The 17,030-nt window shown below is 69.8% G+C and carries 22 protein-coding genes; 12 read left to right on the top strand and 10 right to left on the bottom strand.

Features of this window, described 5'->3' with window-relative positions; all coding sequences use genetic code 11:
- Nucleotides 1-16 precede the first annotated feature (16 nt).
- Nucleotides 17-271: a DUF2442 domain-containing protein gene (locus tag HHL28_RS09145; protein WP_075768718.1), complete on the top strand. Its 255-nt coding sequence runs from the start codon at nt 17-19 to the stop codon at nt 269-271.
- A gap of 80 nt (nt 272-351) precedes the next feature.
- Entirely contained in the window at nt 352-1,704 is a 1,353-nt protein-coding gene (gene hemN, locus HHL28_RS09140; protein ID WP_075768719.1) for an oxygen-independent coproporphyrinogen III oxidase, read from the top strand.
- Nucleotides 1,705-1,807: 103 nt separating this feature from the next.
- Here the strand turns inward: hemN and HHL28_RS09135 are convergent, their stop codons facing one another.
- Entirely contained in the window at nt 1,808-2,191 is a 384-nt protein-coding gene (locus tag HHL28_RS09135) for a response regulator (protein WP_075768720.1), read from the bottom strand.
- A gap of 215 nt (nt 2,192-2,406) precedes the next feature.
- On the opposite strand from HHL28_RS09135, the gene HHL28_RS09130 reads away from it, so the two are divergent.
- Nucleotides 2,407-3,291, top strand: coding sequence for a 5'-nucleotidase, lipoprotein e(P4) family (locus tag HHL28_RS09130; RefSeq protein WP_075768721.1), 885 nt, complete (start codon nt 2,407-2,409; stop codon nt 3,289-3,291).
- Nucleotides 3,292-3,328: 37 nt separating this feature from the next.
- Here HHL28_RS09130 and HHL28_RS09125 read toward each other — a convergent pair whose 3' ends face one another.
- From HHL28_RS09125 to HHL28_RS09115, 3 genes are all read right to left on the bottom strand, one after another.
- Complete coding sequence (locus HHL28_RS09125) at nt 3,329-3,901, bottom strand: hypothetical protein (protein ID WP_075768722.1); 573 nt, start codon at nt 3,899-3,901, stop codon at nt 3,329-3,331.
- A gap of 174 nt (nt 3,902-4,075) precedes the next feature.
- A complete protein-coding gene (locus HHL28_RS09120; protein WP_449687612.1) occupies nt 4,076-4,984 on the bottom strand; it encodes a PA0069 family radical SAM protein in 909 nt (302 codons plus the stop codon).
- A gap of 248 nt (nt 4,985-5,232) precedes the next feature.
- A complete protein-coding gene (locus HHL28_RS09115) occupies nt 5,233-5,937 on the bottom strand; it encodes a sensor histidine kinase (RefSeq protein ID WP_075768723.1) in 705 nt (234 codons plus the stop codon).
- Between the two features lie 208 nt (nt 5,938-6,145).
- On the opposite strand from HHL28_RS09115, the gene HHL28_RS09110 reads away from it, so the two are divergent.
- The gene (locus HHL28_RS09110) at nt 6,146-6,832 is read left to right on the top strand and encodes a fumarylacetoacetate hydrolase family protein (protein ID WP_075768724.1); all 687 of its coding nucleotides are present in this window, start codon (nt 6,146-6,148) and stop codon (nt 6,830-6,832) included.
- A gap of 8 nt (nt 6,833-6,840) precedes the next feature.
- The gene (moaB, locus tag HHL28_RS09105) at nt 6,841-7,377 is read left to right on the top strand and encodes a molybdenum cofactor biosynthesis protein B (protein WP_075768725.1); all 537 of its coding nucleotides are present in this window, start codon (nt 6,841-6,843) and stop codon (nt 7,375-7,377) included.
- Between the two features lie 76 nt (nt 7,378-7,453).
- On the opposite strand, the gene HHL28_RS09100 is transcribed toward moaB, so the two are convergent.
- Both HHL28_RS09100 and HHL28_RS09095 read right to left on the bottom strand, forming a co-directional pair.
- A complete protein-coding gene (locus HHL28_RS09100) occupies nt 7,454-8,044 on the bottom strand; it encodes a TIGR04282 family arsenosugar biosynthesis glycosyltransferase (protein WP_075768726.1) in 591 nt (196 codons plus the stop codon).
- Nucleotides 8,041-8,715: a TIGR04283 family arsenosugar biosynthesis glycosyltransferase gene (locus HHL28_RS09095; protein ID WP_075769149.1), complete on the bottom strand. Its 675-nt coding sequence runs from the start codon at nt 8,713-8,715 to the stop codon at nt 8,041-8,043. Before HHL28_RS09095 ends, HHL28_RS09100 begins: the two co-directional genes overlap by 4 nt.
- A 229-nt stretch (nt 8,716-8,944) precedes the next feature.
- Here HHL28_RS09095 and HHL28_RS09090 point away from each other — a divergent pair, with 229 nt between their 5' ends.
- From HHL28_RS09090 to HHL28_RS09075, 4 genes are all read left to right on the top strand, one after another.
- Nucleotides 8,945-9,796, top strand: coding sequence for a hypothetical protein (locus tag HHL28_RS09090; protein ID WP_075768727.1), 852 nt, complete (start codon nt 8,945-8,947; stop codon nt 9,794-9,796).
- A 132-nt stretch (nt 9,797-9,928) separates the two neighbouring features.
- Nucleotides 9,929-10,633 carry a cell division ATP-binding protein FtsE gene (gene ftsE, locus HHL28_RS09085; RefSeq protein WP_075768728.1) on the top strand — a complete coding sequence of 235 codons (705 nt, stop codon included), beginning with the start codon at nt 9,929-9,931 and terminating at the stop codon, nt 10,631-10,633.
- A gap of 87 nt (nt 10,634-10,720) precedes the next feature.
- Nucleotides 10,721-11,599, top strand: a complete 879-nt coding sequence (locus tag HHL28_RS09080) for an ABC transporter permease (protein WP_083698729.1) — start codon at nt 10,721-10,723, stop codon at nt 11,597-11,599.
- Between the two features lie 51 nt (nt 11,600-11,650).
- Nucleotides 11,651-12,124 (top strand): hypothetical protein, encoded by a 474-nt coding sequence (locus HHL28_RS09075; protein ID WP_075768729.1) that lies wholly within the window; start codon nt 11,651-11,653, stop codon nt 12,122-12,124.
- Here HHL28_RS09075 and HHL28_RS09070 read toward each other — a convergent pair.
- Nucleotides 12,121-12,588 carry a DUF29 domain-containing protein gene (locus HHL28_RS09070; protein WP_404325449.1) on the bottom strand — a complete coding sequence of 156 codons (468 nt, stop codon included), beginning with the start codon at nt 12,586-12,588 and terminating at the stop codon, nt 12,121-12,123. The two genes, HHL28_RS09075 and HHL28_RS09070, sit on opposite strands and share 4 nt — an antisense overlap.
- Nucleotides 12,589-12,652: 64 nt before the next feature.
- Nucleotides 12,653-13,705 (bottom strand): nicotinate-nucleotide--dimethylbenzimidazole phosphoribosyltransferase, encoded by a 1,053-nt coding sequence (cobT, locus tag HHL28_RS09065; protein WP_075769152.1) that lies wholly within the window; start codon nt 13,703-13,705, stop codon nt 12,653-12,655.
- Nucleotides 13,706-13,815: 110 nt separating this feature from the next.
- Between cobT and cobS the strand changes: the two genes are divergently transcribed.
- From cobS to HHL28_RS09050, 3 genes are all read left to right on the top strand, one after another.
- A complete protein-coding gene (gene cobS / locus HHL28_RS09060) occupies nt 13,816-14,625 on the top strand; it encodes an adenosylcobinamide-GDP ribazoletransferase (RefSeq protein ID WP_075768730.1) in 810 nt (269 codons plus the stop codon).
- A complete protein-coding gene (locus HHL28_RS09055) occupies nt 14,622-15,242 on the top strand; it encodes a histidine phosphatase family protein (protein WP_075768731.1) in 621 nt (206 codons plus the stop codon). The genes cobS and HHL28_RS09055 overlap by 4 nt, the downstream gene beginning before the upstream one ends.
- A gap of 108 nt (nt 15,243-15,350) precedes the next feature.
- Nucleotides 15,351-16,028 (top strand): lipid-binding SYLF domain-containing protein, encoded by a 678-nt coding sequence (locus tag HHL28_RS09050; RefSeq protein ID WP_075768732.1) that lies wholly within the window; start codon nt 15,351-15,353, stop codon nt 16,026-16,028.
- Between the two features lies 1 nt (nt 16,029).
- On the opposite strand, the gene HHL28_RS09045 is transcribed toward HHL28_RS09050, so the two are convergent.
- Nucleotides 16,030-16,182 (bottom strand): hypothetical protein, encoded by a 153-nt coding sequence (locus tag HHL28_RS09045; RefSeq protein WP_169655018.1) that lies wholly within the window; start codon nt 16,180-16,182, stop codon nt 16,030-16,032.
- Complete coding sequence (locus HHL28_RS09040) at nt 16,161-17,030, bottom strand: cobalamin biosynthesis protein CobD/CbiB (protein WP_169655016.1); 870 nt, start codon at nt 17,028-17,030, stop codon at nt 16,161-16,163. The genes HHL28_RS09045 and HHL28_RS09040 overlap by 22 nt, the downstream gene beginning before the upstream one ends.

Here is a 17,030-nt window from a genome sequence, read left to right as displayed (position 1 = left end):
AACTTAGGGCGCTCCCATGGCCATAAGGATCAAAGCGGCGGAACCGCTGCCAAACTTCATCATCAGGCTGACCTGGGCCAACGGGGTGGTCAATATCGTGGACCTCTCCGACGTTGTTGCCGACAACCCCGTTTACGCGCCGATCAAGGACGATCCCGCCCTGTTCGGGACCGTGTCGGTCGGGGAGTGGGGCTATGACCTCCATTGGTCAGACGACATGGAGATCCCCTGCACATGGCTCTGGGACCGCGCCCAGGCCCAGGCCGCCTGATCGGCATCGGGTTTGCGCTACATCAAAGCGGACCTTTCGGCGAGTGACGCATTCTGTGGGCGCACGATAGGAGCCCCCGCATGCGTCCCGAGCTTGTCGCCAAGTATCGCAGCCAGCGCGTCCCCCGCTACACCAGCTATCCGCCGTCGCCCCACTTCAGCCCGGCGGTGGATGCGGAGACATATAGGGATTGGTTGCGGGGCCAAGCGCATGACGCGACCGTGTCCCTGTACCTGCACGTGCCCTTCTGCCGGTCCATGTGCTGGTACTGCGGCTGCCACACCATGGTGGTGCCCCACGACGACCCGATTCACCGCTACCTTGGTGCGCTGACCAAGGAAGCGCAGACCGTGGGGGCCCTGCTGCCCAAGGGGCCGAAGGTCACCCACCTGCATTTCGGCGGCGGCACGCCCACATTGATCCCGCCGGACGCCTTCGTCAGCCTGATGGACACGCTGCGGCACAGCTTCCACTTCGACCGGGACGCGGAGTTGGCGATCGAGATCGACCCGCGCACCCTGGGTGAGGCCATGCCCGCCGCCCTGGCGCGGGGCGGGATCAACCGGGCGTCCCTGGGCGTGCAGAGCTTCGATCTCAACGTCCAGGCCGCCATCAACCGGTTCCAGAGCCCGGAACAGACCGCCGAGGCCGTCACCGCCCTGCGCGCGGCGGGGATCAAGGCCATCAGCCTGGACCTGATCTACGGCCTGCCGCGGCAGACCATCGACAGCTGTGTGGAGACGGTGCGGCAGGCCGTGGCCATGAACCCGAACCGGCTGTCGGTCTTCGGCTATGCCCACATGCCCGGCTTCAAGTCCCACCAGGACCGCATCAAGGAAGCGGAGCTGCCCGACGCCGACCAGCGCATCGCCCAGGTGATCGCCATCGAGGACGCGCTGATGGATGCCGGCTATGTCCGCATCGGCATGGACCATTTCGCCCGACCGGACGACCCCATCGCCATCGCCGCGGCCGGCGGTTCCCTGCGGCGGAACTTCCAGGGCTACACGACGGACGACGCGGACGCCCTGATTGGCCTGGGTGCCAGCGCCATCGGCAAGCTGCCCCAGGGCTTCGTCGCCAACATCGTCCCCGTGCCGGGCTACCTGAAGGCGGTGGAGGAGGGGGGCCTCGCCGTCGGCCGTGGCTTCGTCATGGGCCGAGAGGACAAGTTGCGTGCCGACCTGATCGAGACGGTCATGTGCAGCTTCGAGGTGGACGTGGCCGAGGTGGCGGGCCGCCACGGGCATGAGGCCCACATGGTCCTGCCCGCGGCCGCCGAGCTGGAAAGGCTGCGCGATGACGGGCTGGTGGAATTCCACGGCACCCGAATCAAGGTGCGGGACGAGGCGCGGCCCCTGGTCCGCAGCGTGGCCGCCCTGTTCGATGCCTATCTGGACCCGCAGGGCGGGCGCCATAGCCGGGCGATCTGACGGGGGCCGTAGGTCGGATTAGCGGCTGGCAAGCCGCGTAATCCGACGGCCTGGGCCAAGCGATGTCGGATTACGCTTCGCTAATCCGACCTACGAAAGGGGCTCAAGCTGCCAACTGGTCCACGATGGCGCGGCGCAGTGTCTCCGCCTTCAGGGGCTTGCGGACCAGCGGCGCCTTCGACAGGTGCGGCGGCAGGTCGGCGGCGTCATAGCCTGACAGGAAGACGAAGGGCACGCCCCGGTCGGTCAGCCGCTCCATGACGGGGTCGATGGGGCTGCCGCCCAGGTTCACGTCCAGCACGGCGCAGTCGATGGCCTTGTCCACCAAGCGCAACGCCTCCGGCAGGCTGCCGGCCACGCCGACGACCTCGCAGCCGAAGTCGGTCAGCATGTCTTCCAGCATCATGGCGATCAAGGCCTCGTCCTCCACCACGATGATGCGGCGGCCAGCGAGGTCGGACCCAGGTCCCTGTCCTGCGGGGGTCATGGCGTCTACCTTCGTCAGTCTTGGCGGGGGCGGCGGGATCGCGTCGGGAAGGCCGGAGACACCTTTCCGACGCCACAATGCCCCAGCGGGCGCGGCAGCCTCACTCGGAAATTGGGGCTAGGCCCTTTGTCGCGTCCGGCCTGCAAGCCCTGGTGGACGGCGTGCCCTGACCCGTGCATGGTGGGGCGCTGTCATGAAACCGTCACACGAAGACCATGCGCCTCCGCCTTTCCCTGCTCGCCCTAGCGTTGCTGCTCCCGGCCTGCTCCGCCCTGACACCCCCGCGGGCGGCCCCCGTACCGGACGCGCCGCCGGTTCCCGCCCCGGCCCCGGTCGCCGCGGCGCCGGTCGTGAAGGGGGCGAACGATCCCCGGCTGCTGGCGACCCTCTACGTACAGCAGGCGGAAGAGGCACGGCGCGCGGCGGAGCAGGCCTTCGCCCTGGCCGCCCTGCGGCTGCCCGACGCGTTGCGCAAGACCGGCAGCGCCGCGCCGCTGGAACAGCCCGACGGCGGCAAGGGCAAGCCGCCGGCCGTGGTCTTCGACGTGGATGAGACGGTGCTGGACAACAGCCCCTACCAGGCCCGCGCCATCCTGGCGGGGGAGAGGTTCACCGCCCCCACCTGGGACCAATGGGTGTCGGAGAAGAAGGCCGCCGCCATCCCCGGCGCCCCGGGCTTCGTCGCGGCCCTTCGAAAGGCGGGGGTTCGGCCCGTCTTCGTCACCAACCGCGCCTGCGCCCCCCGGCCCGACCGCCCGGAAGAGGACTGCCCGCAGAAGGCGGACACCATCGCCAACCTGCGCGCCACCGGCTTCGGCGAGGTGCCGCCGGAGGATTTGCTGCTCTACAAGGAACAGGGCTGGACCGCCGACAAGTCCAAGCGGCGGGCGGCTGTGGCCGCCAAGTACCGCATCGTCATGCTGGTGGGCGACCAGTTGGGCGACTTCGTGGACGTCCCCCGCACCGCTGACCGCACCGCCCGCCGCACCCTGGCCGACGCCGGCCAGTTCTCCACCCGCTGGGTGATGGTGCCGAACCCCATGTATGGCGGCTGGGCCGACAGCCTGCCGGACCCGGTGGCGGCGCTGCGGGTGGATTGAGGGAGGGGCCTCTGCCGTTACCTCCCAGGTAGGGGGTTCACCAGCGGATCGCGGCGTAGATCTTGCCTGCAGCCATTCCGGCCAGCAATGTTCCGGCCACAGTCACGGCTCCGGCCGCCAGTCCACCTTTCTGTGCCAGGAGAAAGCAGGGCGTGAAGCCAGCCAGGATGATTTTCGCAATGAAATCTGCGGCCGGCACAAGCGTGACGTCGACGGTGCCCATCTCGGTAAGCCTCACCGCCATGACGCCCAGGGCGAGGTAGATTAGACTGGCCGCCAAGCCGATGGCACTCCCGTCCTGCCGGCCCGGATGGATGTGCGTGAGGAGGCCGGCCACTGCCGTCATGATCAGACCTGCGGTCACGGCGCCCAGGATCATCCCGAAGAACCCCGTCACGACAATCAGCAGCAACGCGCTTGGCAGCGATTCCGTGATGAAGGTTACGAGGCGGCCGGCCAGGGTCGCGTCGGCGGGAACCCGAAGATTGAAGGTCGTGAGCATGGCGATCCCTGTGAAGACGCCGGTTGCGGCCGGAGCCACAAGGCTGGCAACGAAGATGGCGGCGATCTTGCGGCCGGTGCCAACCTGGGTGGGGACGGTGTCGTCCATAGCTCGATCCATTGGCTGTGGGTCTTTGTCTCCTATGTCAGCAATTCCCGCGCCACTCCCGCTGGCCACCTAAAGGTTTGGGATTGCGAAGTGAGGAGGCCAATTTTCCGCGGCGTCGTCCTTCTCGTGGACAGTGGCCGTCAACGCCGTTGACGCTCCGCCTGGCCATCGTCCTCAGAACAACCCCAACTGGTTCCCCGGGGCCGGGGGTGGCTTGAACAGGCCTGTGCTCATTTCCCACCGGCGGCTGTCCAGGCCCAGGCGCTTGCAGGCCAGCTTGAAGCGGGTGCGCAACATCTCCGCGTAGGGGCCTTCGCCCTTCATCCGGGTGCCCCAGTCGGCGCGGTACAGGGCGCCGCCGCGGCTCTGGCGGATCAGGGACAGGACCCGGTCGGCCCGGTTGGGGGCATGCTCCCGCAGCCAGTCCTCGAACAGGGCCGCGATCTCCAGGGGCAGGCGCAGCAGGATGTAGCTTGCCATGCTTGCGCCCGCCGCCGTCGCTTCCTCCAGGATGGCTTCCATCTCATGGTCGTTCAGGGCGGGGATCATGGGGCTGGACAGGACGGCCACGGGGACGCCGGCGGCAGACAGCTCCCGGATGGCGGCCAGCCGCCTTGAGGGGGTGCTGGCCCGCGGTTCCAGCGTCCGGGCCAGGTGCCGGTCCAAGGTGGTGACGGAGAGGGAGACATGGGCCAGCCCCTCCGCCGCCATGGGGGCCAGGATGTCCAGGTCGCGGGTCACCAGGGCGGATTTGGTGATGATGCCCACGGGCTGGCGGAAGTCGCGGCAGACCTCCAGCACGGCACGGGTGATCCGCTCCTCCCGTTCCACCGGCTGGTAGGGGTCGGTGTTGGCCCCCAGGGCCAGGGGTTTGCAGACATAGCCCTTGCGCCGCAGCTCCTTCGCCAGCAAGGCGGCCGCGTCCTTCTTGCGGAACAGCACCGTCTCGAAATCCAGGCCCGGCGAATAGCCCAGATAGGCGTGGGTCGGCCGGGCGAAGCAATAGACGCAGCCATGCTCACACCCCCGGTAAGGGTTCACCGACTGGTCGAAAGGGATGTCCGGGCTGTCATTGGTGGCGATGATGCCGCGGGTGGCGTCGTCCAGCAGCCGGGTGGCGAGCCGCGGCAGCAGGTCGTCCTCCGCGGCCGCGGGCAGGGCGGGGACCAGCCATCATTAATGCGCACACGGCTCAGCGCCTCGAACCTTCCGGTGCGGTTCGAGGTGGCGCCGCGACCCTTGACGGCCCTGTCCGGGAGTTCGTCCACCATGGGCCGATGCTGCCATGGCGGGTTGAACCGATCAAGAACGTGGGAAGTGGCTGTACCACCTCACACCGCCAAGGCGGAGGGCATGGAGAGGGTTACCAGCGTGCCCTCCGACCGCACGAAATCCAGCCGGGCACCCAGATCGCTGGCCAGTGCCCGAACCAGGAACAGGCCGCTGCTGCCGGCGGCCAGGGTTTTCTCGGAGATGCCGATGCCGTCGTCACGCACCGACATGGTCAGCCGCCCGCCATCCACCTTGAGCTGTACCCAGATCCGGCCCCGATCACGGCCCTTGAAGGCATAGCGCAGGGCGTTGCCCACCAACTCGTTCGCCACCAGCGCCAGCGGCACGGCGGCCTCTGCCAGGATGGGCGGGGCGTCGTGGCTGACGGAGACGTTGATGCGCCGGTCCTGGGCGTCCAGCGCCTCCGCCAGGGCCTGGACGACGCCGCGGATCACCCGGCCCAGGTCGACCGACTTGCCATCGATCTCCTCTTCCAGGATCTGGTGCACGCGGCCCATGGCCTGCATGCGGCTGCGGGTCATCTCCAGTGCCGCCTTCACGGCGGGGTCGCGCATTTCCCGGATCTGGAGGCTGAGCAGGGCGATGATGGAGCCGGACGCGCTGCGGGCCCGGTGGGCCGCCACCCGCAACAACAGGTCCCGCCGGGCCAACTCCCGCTTGGCTTGCGCCAGTTGGCTGGCCAGGGACTCGTCACCCTCCGTCGTGGCGCCGGCCAGACCGGCCGCGCCGCTTCCGCCTCCCATTGTGACCCCCTCCGTGATCGGCCGCTTCGGGCCTGTCCTGTGATGCTTACAATGCCGCACGATTTCGTTCCGACCATGGAACAGGCGGCCATTCCCCAAATGGGTGGCGCGTCCCTGCCAGGGGTAAGGGGATCGTGACAGGCCGTCCCCTTGCCCGGCCGGCGGTTCTGCGCTTTGCTGCGGGTCCCGTCGCAGAGGATAGCCGCCAATGGACTTCGTCATCCCGGCACCGGAACAACCCAGCCTCGCCGTGGCCGGCAGCGCCGCCCGCTTCCCCGTCCGCCGCATCTACTGCGTTGGCCGGAACTATGCGGAGCACGCGCGGGAGATGGGCGCCGACCCGGTGCGGGAACCACCCTTCTTCTTCATGAAGCCGGCCGACGCCATCCTGCCCGATGGGGCGGAGGTGCCGTACCCGCCCGGTACCGACAATCTGCACCATGAGGTGGAACTGGTCGCCGCCCTGGGCGCCGGCGGGCGCGACATCGACCCGGCCAAGGCCCTGGACCTGGTCTGGGGCTATGCCGTGGGCAACGACCTGACCCGTCGCGACCTGCAAGGCCAGGCCAAGGCTGCGGGCAAGCCTTGGGAGGTGGGCAAGGGCTTCGACCATTCCGCCCCCGTGTCCCCCCTGCGGCCGGTGGCGGAGGTGGGGCACCCCACATCCGGCCTGATCACCCTGTCCGTGAACGGGGAGCGGCGCCAGACCGGCGACCTGTCCGACATGACCTGGTCGGTGGCGGAGGTGATCGCCCACCTGTCCCGCCTGTTCCACCTGCATGCCGGCGACCTGATCTTCACCGGCACCCCCGCCGGCGTCGGCCCCGTGCGCCGGGAAGACGTGATGGTGGCGGAGATCGCCGGCATCGGCACCCTGACCAACCGAATCGCGTGAGGCACCCCATGGCCCGCATCGACGAAAGCCGCCCCTTTCTGCCGGTCAACATCGCCGTCCTGACCGTGTCCGACACCCGTGAGCTTGCCACCGACAAGTCCGGCGACACCCTGGTGGAGCGCCTGCAGGCGGACGGGCACGTGCTGGCCGCCCGTGCCATCGTGAAGGACGACGTGCGCTCCATCGTCGACCAGCTCCGCGCCTGGATCGCGGACAAGGGCGTGGACGTGGTCATCTCCACTGGCGGCACCGGCCTGACCGGCCGCGACGTGACGCCGGAGGCGTTCGAGAGCCTGTTCGAGAAGAAGATCGACGGGTTCGGGGAGCTGTTCCGCATGCTCTCCTACGAGAAGATCGGCACCAGCAGCCTGCAATCCCGCGCCACCGGCGGCGTGGCCGGCGGCACCTACCTGTTCGCCCTGCCGGGCAGCCCCAGCGCCTGCCGCGACGGCTGGGACCTGATCCTGAAATGGCAACTCGACAACCGCCACCGCCCCTGCAACCTGGTGGAGCTGATGCCGCGCTTGCAGGAGCATGTCCGGTAGGTCCGTAGGTCGGATTAGCGAAGCGTAATCCGACGTCCCGCCGCACCAAGCCGTCGGATTAGCGGGCCGATGCCCGCTAATCCGACCTATTGCGCACCCACCGCCGGTACCCCTCCGCCTCATCCACGTCCGCCAGCCGGTCCACCAGGGCGGTTTTCAGGCCAAGGGCCCTGATGCTGTCCGCCAGGGCGTGCTCGGTGGACCAGCGCACCCCGGCCAGACTATCCAGCCGCCGGGGTGACCTTGCCAGGCCGATCAGCCAATAGCCGCCGTCATCGCTGGGGCCGAAGACGGCGTCTGCGTAACGCAAGGCATCCAACGCGCGGGCGATCAGGGCTGGGGTGATGCCGGGGATGTCGCCTCCCACCAGCACCGCAGGGCCGCCGGCAGATTGGAGTTGGCGTAGCATGCGGACGCCTAGGTCGCCCCCGCCCTGGGGCACCACGGTCCAGCCCCTTGGCCAGTGGCGTGCCACCGTCGCCCGGTCCGGTGCTACCGCCAGCACCGACCGCCAGCGCGGGTCGTTGCCTAGCCGCCGTAGGGTGCCGGACAGGCAGGTGCGGTAGAACCGCAGGGCCTGTGCCTCCCCCAACCCGCGGGCGAGGCGGCGCTTGACCCGACCCAGGGCGGGGGCCTTGGCGAGGACGATCAGGGTGCCGCGCCTCACCCGTACACCCGCCGGATGATCCGGGGCGGCACGCCCGCATACCACAGGGACAGGCAGGCCAGGTTGCGGGCGGAGCGGGCCCACCAGCCATCCCGCCGCCATTTCTCGGCACTGGTCACCGCCGCCACTGGCAACCCCACCAGCCGATCCCGCCCGAGCCGTCGCACCAGATCCACATCCTCCATCAGCGGCAAGGGCCGGAACCCGCCGACGGCGTCATACAGCGCCCGCGAGACCAGCAGCCCCTGGTCACCATAGGGCAGGGCCAGCGCCCGGCAGCGCCAGGCCACCATCCGCTCCAGCCGCCGCGCCTGCGGCCCCGGGTCGTCCAGGGCGAAGCGGAAATGGGCGGCGCGGCCCTGCTTCGCCGGGTCGGCCACATACCCCGCCACCGCCGCGGCCCAGCCCGGCTCCAGCCGCGTGTCCGCGTGCAGGAACAGCAGCCAGTCCCCCCGGGCCGCCCCGGCGCCAGCCGAGAGTTGCACCCCCCGCCCACGGGCAACCGGCAGGACCCGGGCGCCGGCGGAGTCGGCCAGGGCCGTGGTGCCATCGGTTGAGCCCCCATCGGCCACCAGCACCTCCACCGGGCGCGGCCGCCATGCCTCCAGCGCCGCCAGGGTGGCGGGCAGGGTGGTGGCGGCGTTCAGGGTGGGGATGATGATGCTCAGCATGGGCCGGGGCAGGTGGCTTGGCGGCGGCACTCTAGCGCCTGATGCCCCACCCGTCCTCCCTGTCCTGATGAGGCTCCCGCGCTCGTGAAGGGGGTTGTGTCAAATGCTCTGGGAAGTCCCCTCGCCATTGAAGCCCCTTGCGAAAACGGGTAACGATTCGCCCCGACTAGGCCGGACGGGCTAACCCGGTCCGCGGCCGCCCCGAGGGCGCTTGAGGAGAGCGAGAGGCATGACCCGGACCTTCATCTCGATGGCCAAGACCGGCGGCCAGGGCAAGACCCTGGTGGCGCAGATGCTTGTGCTCCAGCATGAGCGGAAGGGCGTGCCCACCAAGCTGGCCGCCGCCGACAGCGACAGCCTGAACCAGCGCTCCAAGTTCGGCCGCCTGTTCACCAACGTGAAGGAGCTGGGCATCGGGGAGGAGCTGACCAAGATCAAGACCTCCACCGACCCCAACCTGGCCATCAAGTATTGGGACGAGTTCGGTCGCACCCTTCTGGACGGCGGCACCGTCATCGACGTGGGTGCCAACGTGGCGTCGGAGCTGTTCGCCTGGGCGGAGGCGCGCAACGCCGGCAGCCTGCTGCGCCGCCGCAACTCCGCCCCCATCGACCTGGTGGTGGCCACCAAGGCGGAGGGGCAGGCCATCGACGATGCCCGCGCCCTGATCCAGTACAGCTTCGACAAGCAGGAATGGCTGCCCATCGCCCGCCGGTTCGTCATCCTGAACGAGGTGGCCGGCGGGTTCGAGCGGTATGAGAACGACCCCGCCTTCAAGAAGCTGAAGGCGTTCCAGAGCATGGGCGTGCATGTCATCCGCATGAAGCGCTGCGAGTCCGACATCTGGGCCTTGCTGGAGAAGGAGCTGATCTCCGTCCGCGACGCGCTGAAGCTGACCGAGGTGGATCTGGAGAAGCGGTTCGGCATCGATGTCTGGACCGGCCATGGCGGCCTGACCGACCTGCGCGCCTGGGCGGACGAGACCCTGGCCGCCTTCGACTCCGTGGGCCTGACCCCGGTTCGGGAGAAGGCGGAGCCCGCCCCCGCGCCGGTGGAGGCCGTGGGCGCGGGGTGTGCCTGACGGGGCCCGTTCCCATGTCTGAACCATGACCCTCGCGGTCAGGCGGCATGTCCATTACATCTAGGGGGCCCCTGCCAAGCCGGCGGGGGCCCTTTGGCATTCCAGGTGCCCGCCTCGGGGCAGGGGGACGGTTTGGTCCGGTTCGAGAATGTCGGCCTGCGCTATGGCAACGGGCCGGAAGTGCTGCGCGACGTCAGCTTCCACCTGCAGCCGGGCTCCTTCCACTTCCTGGTGGGCCCGACGGGTGCGGGCAAGTCCAGCCTGCTGAAGCTGCTCTACCTGTCCGAACGACCCTCCCGCGGCATGGTCACCCTGTTCGGCCAAGCCCTGTCCAAGACGCCCCGGTCGCAACTGGCGGAGCTGCGGCGCAAGATCGGCGTGGTCTTCCAGGATTTCCGCCTGCTGGACCACATGACCGTCTTCGACAACGTGGCCCTGCCGCTCCGCATCGCCGGCACGCCGGAGAAGAAGGTGCAGGAGATGGTCAGCGACCTCGTGGCCTGGGTCGGGCTGGAGGAGAAGATGCACGCCCTGCCGCCGACCCTGTCCGGCGGGCAGAAGCAGTTGGTCGCCATCGCCCGCGCCGTCATCACCAGCCCCAAGCTGATCGTGGCGGATGAACCCACCGGCAACATCGACCGGGAGATGTCGTACAGGATCATGCGGCTGTTCATCGAGATGAACAAGCTGGGCAGCACGGTGGTCGTCGCCACCCACGACATGTACCTGGTGGACCGCATGAAGCGCCCGGTCATGGAACTGCATGAGGGCAAGCTGCTGGAGGCGAGCTGGTGGCTGACCCCCGGCGAGGCCCAGGAAATGCCGGACTTCGCTTGATACCCGCGGCCGTTGGTCGTGACCGATCAACGGCCCCTCAGGCGCCCCCGCTTGCCGAAGGGGCATGGCTGGTCTAAGTGACAGGCCATGACCGCTGACCCAGCCCCCGGATACCGCGCCCCGCCGTTGCCCGACGTGGCGGCCTTTTCCTATGACCGCGGCGACCGCAGCCCGGGTGCGGTCCGGCGCATCTGGGCCATGGTCCTGCGCAACTGGTTCCTGATCCGCACCTCCTGGCCGCGCATGCTGGAGCTTTGCTACTGGCCCACGGTCCAGCTCCTGATCTGGGGGTTCCTGTCCCAGTTCCTCCGCACCAACAGCAGCTATGTGGCCCAGGCGGTGGGCGTGCTGGTGGGGGCGGTGCTGCTGTGGGAGGTGCTGGTCCGCACCCAGATCGGCATGAGCGTCACGTTCCTGGAGGAACTCTGGAGCCGCAACCTGGGCAATCTGTTCGTCAGCCCGCTGCGGCCCTGGGAATGGGTGGCGTCCCTGGTGGTCCTGGCGTGGCTGCGGGTGCTGATCGGCCTGTCCCTGCCCATCTTCCTCGCCATGCCCCTGTTCGGCTTCTCCATCTTTGATCTGGGATTCCCGCTGATCGGCTTCTTCGCCAACCTCATGCTGATGGGCATCACCATCGGCCTCATCACCTCGGGCCTGATCCTGCGCAACGGCCTGGGGGCGGAGGGGCTGGCCTGGATGGCGGTGTTCGTGCTGGCGCCCGTCTCGGCCGTCTATTACCCCGTCTCCTCACTGCCCCTGGTGGTGCAGTACATCTCGCTGGCCCTGCCCAGCACCCATGTGTTCGAGGGCATGCGGTCCGTCCTGTTCGGGCAGGGGATGCGCTGGGACCACCTTGGCTGGGCCGTCCTGTTGAACCTTCTCTACGGGGCCCTGGCCGTCCTATACTTCCTCTCCGCCTTCCGCGACGCGCGCCAGCGCGGTGCCCTGCTGCAGGCGGGCGAATGAGGCCCAGGGTTGACCGGACCCGGGGAGACTGCCAGGGAGGCGGCGACTGACGTGAGCGGCCCGCGCAAATACGCCGTGCAGAAGCCCAAGGGCTCCAAGTGGGAGACCCTGGCCCTGGTGGATGACCTGGACGACGGCAAACAGCAGTTCCAAGTGGCGGTCAGCGAGCATGGCGCCAAGCCCATCCGCCTGATCCAGGTGGATTTCCGCAGCGACGAGGCGCTGGCCGACTTCGACTGGCGGCTGATCGAGCTGCACGACCCCAACAAGGGCAAGGGCGGCCGCCCCAAGCCCACGGTGATCGCCGGAAGCGAGCGCGCCACGCCACCCGCCCAGGCCCGCAAGCCGGTCGGCCGCCCGGGCCAGCGCCCGGCCCCGCCGCCGCGCCAGCCCACCCGCCCGGGCTCCAGCCTCCGCCCCAAGCCCGATGGGGAGAAGATCCCCATCCCCATGACCACCTACGCCGCCGCCTTCCTGTTCGGGGCACTGGCGCTGGTGTTGTGGGCCCTGTGGTTCAAGGTTTAGCGGGAACTGTCCCCGTCTTCGGGCATCCAACCCTGCTGCAAGGTTTGATCCAGGGTGAAAGGGCAATCTTTGGGAAAGGTGACGATGGGGAGGCCAGTCTCCACTGCCGCTTCCTGGCGTGCGTCGTCGTAGGCCCAGGCAAAATCCTCAGCGATCCGGGATTTGAGGCTGGGATTCGCCCGCATATGGCTGGGGACATTGACCCGCTCTCGCCCGATCGTGACGGCCCAGCTCCGAGCCCTGCGTTGTGGCTGGTACTTCCACTTCAAAAGGTGCAGGAGGATCAGCCGCAGCATCGACCTCAACTTTGCGGCCTCCGACCTCCCCATATCCTCCAACTCCTCCGCGATGTTCGACAGGTCGGCCTCGTGAAGCCGGCCCTCGCGTATCAGGCGTGCCTGTTCCATGTACCAGGCATAGCCGTCAGCCTCGTACAGAGGTTTGTCCTTGCGGATCATGTTCATGGGAAGCACCCTCCCGTTCCTGCGGCCAGAGGATATCACGGGCGGGGAGGGTGCGTCGCTGGGGTCAGTGCACGCTGCCCGCCGGGCCCGCCTTGCCGTCCGGGCCGGACACGCCAGCCTCGGCAAAGGTGGCCATGCCGGTGTGGCAGGCCAGGGCGGCCTTCAGCACCGGGATGGTCAGGGCGGCGCCCGAGGCCTCCCCCAGCCGCATGCCGAACTCGAACAGGGGCTGCTTGCCGATGGCCTGGAGCAGGCGGGTATGGCCCGGCTCGGCGCTACGGTGGGCGACGATGCAGTGGTCCAGGGCCTTCGGGTCCGCCTTGTACAACACGGCCGCGGCGGCGGTGCAGGCGAAGCCGTCCAGCACCACGGGCACGCGGGCGAGCCGCGCGGCGATCACGGCGCCCACGATGGCCGCCAGTTCCTGCCCGCCGACGCAACGCAGCGCCTCGAATGGGTCGGTGGCCGCCGTCGGGTTGGCGGCGAGGCCGGCGGCGACCACGGCGGCCTTGCGACGGATGCCCTCGGCATCAACGCCGGTGCCGGGGCCCACCCAATCCTCGGCATTGCCGCCGAACAGGGCGAGGCAGAGGGCGGACGCGCTGGTGGTGTTGCCGATGCCCATCTCGCCCAAGCACAGCAGGTGCAGCCCCGGCTCCACCGCCATCATGCCATAGGCCACGGCGCGGGCGCACTCGGCCTCACCCATGGCCGGGCCCAGGGTGAAGTCAGATGTGGGGTGCTCAAGGTCCATCTCATAGACCCGCAGGTCGGCGTCCGCCGCCTTGGCCAGCTGGTTCACGGCGGCCTGGTCGTTGACGAAAGCCTGGACCATTTGCCCCGTCACCGCGGGCGGATAGGCGGAAACCCCCAGCGACGCCACCCCGTGCGCCCCGGCGAAGACGGCAATGCGGGGATGGGTCAGCTCCGGTGGGGTGCGGCCCTGCCAGGCGGCCAGCCACTCCACCAGCGTTTCCAGCCGGCCCAGGCTGCCCCGCGGCTTCAGCAGGTTGGACTCCCGCTGCACGGCGGCGGTGGCCGCCTCCAGGTCCGGGCCCGGCAGTTCCGGCAGCACGCGGCGGATCTCGTCCAGGGTGGGGGTGTCGTCGGCAGCCATGTCGGTCTCAACCATCGTCGGTCATGGAATGGGGCGGCGCCGGGCCGTGGCTACCACTTGCGGCAGCGACGACCCTGGCGGCTGGGCCGGCTCTCCCGTATACCGTTGGGATGAGCGACGCAACCCGGCCGCAGCGCCCCTCCGCCCTCGCGGAGTTCACGGCAGCCCTGATCTTCCTCACCCGCCTGCCCATCCCCTGGCGCGGCGCCTGGCCCGACGACCTTGACCGGCGGGCCCTGGCTTGGTTCCCCATCGTCGGCGCCCTGATCGGGGCGGCGGGGGGCTTGGCCTATTGGGCGCTGGGCGGGTTGGGACTGCCGCCGGCCCTGGCGGCGCTGCTGACCGTGGCCGGCCTGATGCTGCTGACCGGCGCGCTGCACGAGGACGGTCTGGCCGACGTGGCCGACGGCTTCGGCGGCGGGCGGGACAAGGCGCGCAAGCTGGAGATCATGAAGGACAGCCGCGTCGGCACCTATGGCGCCGCGGCGCTGGTGCTGGCCCTGGCAACCCGGTTGGCGGCCCTGTCTGCCATCGCGCACCCCCGGTCCGTGGCCCTGGCCCTGATCGGGGCCCATGCCTTCAGCCGCGGGCTGCTGCCCCTGCTGAAACTGGCCCTGCCGGACGCGCGGGGCACCGGCCTGTCGGCCGCCACGGGCAAGCCGGACAGCGCCCGCGCCCTGGCGGCGCTTGTGGTGGGCTTCGTCTTCGCCGCCACCTGCCTGGGCAAGCTGGCCCTGCCGGGCGGTGGGTCCATGGGCCTGCTGGTCATGGCCGTCGCGGCCGGGGCGGTGGCGCTGATGGGCTGGATCGCGCACCGGCAGGTGGGCGGGGTGACGGGGGATGTGCTGGGCGCGTCGCAGCAGCTTTCGGAGCTTGCCTTCCTGGTGGGCATCGTCGCCGCCATGGGACAAGCCGGGTGAGCGCGATTGTCACCCGCTGGTGGTGGGTGCGCCATGCCCCCATCGACGCGCCATCCGGCACCATCGCCGGCCGCCTGGACCTGCCCGCGGACCTGACGGACACGGGCGCCGTGGCGGCCATGGCGGCGCGCCTGCCGTTTGAGGCCTTGTGGCTGACCACCCCGTTGCGCCGCTGCCGCGACACCGCCCGCGCGCTGATGGACGCAAAGGGGGAAGGGTTGCCGCTTCAGGTCGTGCCGGAGCTGACGGAACAGGATTTCGGCCGCTGGCAGGGCCGCACCCATGCCGACCTGTCGGCGGAGGAGCCCGAGGCCGTCGCCGCCTTCTGGCAGGCCCCCGCGACGGCCACCCCGCCGGAGGGGGAGAGCTTCGCCGGGCTGGTTACCCGCACCGCCGCGGCGGTGGAGGCGCTGACCGGCCGCCATTGTGGGCGGGACATCGTCATGGTCGGCCATGCCGGGCCGATCCGGGCCGCCCTGGGCCATGCGCTGGGCCTGCCGCCGGAGCGTATGCTGGCCCTGTCGGTGGATTGCCTGCACCTGACCCGCCTGGACCATATCGCCGGGGAGGGGCCGGGCACCTGGCGGCTTACCGCGGCCAACATTCCGCCCCGGTGATGCCGCGATCGGCTTCTACGATCGCGTGTCTGGGCGTTGCCGTCCAGATGTGGTAGGCAAATGCGCGAGCTACGCAACGCATAGTCCGTTTGATCGGGGAGGTTTGGGATGAGGCGGTTCGGGGCTGCCCTGTTGGGTCTGGTGCTTGCGGTGGTGGCGTTCGCGCGCCCGGCGCACGCGCTGAGCGAGCCGGAGCTGCTGGTGGAGCGGGCCCGGGTCACGGCGCTGACCCTGCTGACCGACCCGGAGTACCAGAACCTGAAGGGCTTGGTGGGCCGGGCCCGTGCCGTGCTGATCCTGCCCAACGTGATCCAGGCGGGCTTCTTCCTGGGCGGCGGCGGCGGAACCGGCGTGATGGTGGCCCGCGGCGACGACGGCGCCTGGTCCGGCCCCGCCTTCTACACCATGGCGGAGGCCAGCTTCGGCCTGCAGTTCGGTGGGCAAAGCTCGGAGATGATCCTGGTGATCATGACCCAGAAGGGCCTGGACGCCATCATGGACCGCAAGTTCAAGCTGGGCGCCGACGCCAATGTCGCCATCGGCGAGCTTGGCACCGGCGTCGGCGCCGCCTATGGCGTGGGCCTGTCGGCGGACGTGTATGTCTATGCCAAATCGTCCGGCCTGTTCGGCGGAATGGCGGTGGAGGGCAGCGTCATCACCCCGCGGCAGGAGTTCAACGACACCTTCTACGGCCAGAAGACCAGCCCCGAATCCATCCTGGTCCGCCGCCAGTTCTTCCGGCCCGAGGCCCAGGCCCTGGCCGCGGCGCTGAGCCCGCGGTCATAAATCACCACCCCAGCCGCATCACCAGCAGGCCGGCCGCCAGGGTCAGGCCGGCGGTGATGACGATGGTGACGGAGTAGAGCGCCAGCGCCGGGCGGAGGTCCTTCGGCACCGCCCGTGCGCGGCCGTCGGCGTTCAACCAGGGCTCCCGCACCACCAGCTCCCCTCCCGCCGCGGGCCTGCCAGGGCCAGTTCCAGGGCACCCGCCAGGGCGGCGACGGGCCAAGCGGGGTTGCCCAGGGGATGGCCGCCGGCCTCCCGGGCCGCGGCCCTCAGCGCGGGCCCGGCCTTGGCGTGGGGCACGAACAGGGCGGCCAGGGCGATGAACAGCGCCGACAGACGGGCCGGAAGCCAGCCCATCAGTCGGGACACCAGCCGGGCCGCCCGGCCGAACTCCTTGTAACGGCCCGTGTCCGGGCCGATCACCAGTTCCGCCACCGACACCGCGGTCCAGGCCAGGGCGCCGGGCAGGCCGAGCAGGGCGTACCAGAAGGCCGGCGCCACCACGCCGCGATAGAGCAGCAGCGCCGCGGACTCCGCGGCCACCCGCACGACGCCGTGCAAATCCAGGCTCCAGGCTTGGCGGTCGGTGATACGGGCCACGGCCAAGCGCCCGGCCTCCGCTCCCTCCTTGACCAGGGCGCCGAAGGTTTCCGTCACCGCGACCCAGGGCCGGCGCACGGTCAGGCAACTGGCCAGTACCGCGATCTCCAGCGCCACGCCCAGCCGGGCGCCATGGGCGAAGATGGTGACGGCCAAGCCGAACAGCGCAGACCCTGCCACCAGGGCCACCAGCACCAGGGCGCCGCGCAGGCGCCGGGCCCCGTCGGTCCGGTCGATGCGGTTCAGGCGCTTGTCCAGCATCCCGGCCAGCCGGGCCAGCAGGGGCAGGGGACCCGGCAGCACCTTGGCCACGGGCCGCAGGTCGCCGACCACGGCCTCCACCACCAGCGCCACTAACAGGACCAGCAGGGTGTCCACCCCACCCGGCAACGGCAACAGCAT

The sequence above is a fragment of the Aerophototrophica crusticola genome (genome assembly GCF_012913305.1).
In the GTDB taxonomy this organism is placed as follows: Bacteria; Pseudomonadota; Alphaproteobacteria; order Azospirillales; family Azospirillaceae; genus Niveispirillum; species Niveispirillum crusticola.
The sequence above is the reverse complement of the archived record's forward strand: the minus strand, read 5'-3'. Positions and strand labels throughout refer to the sequence as shown.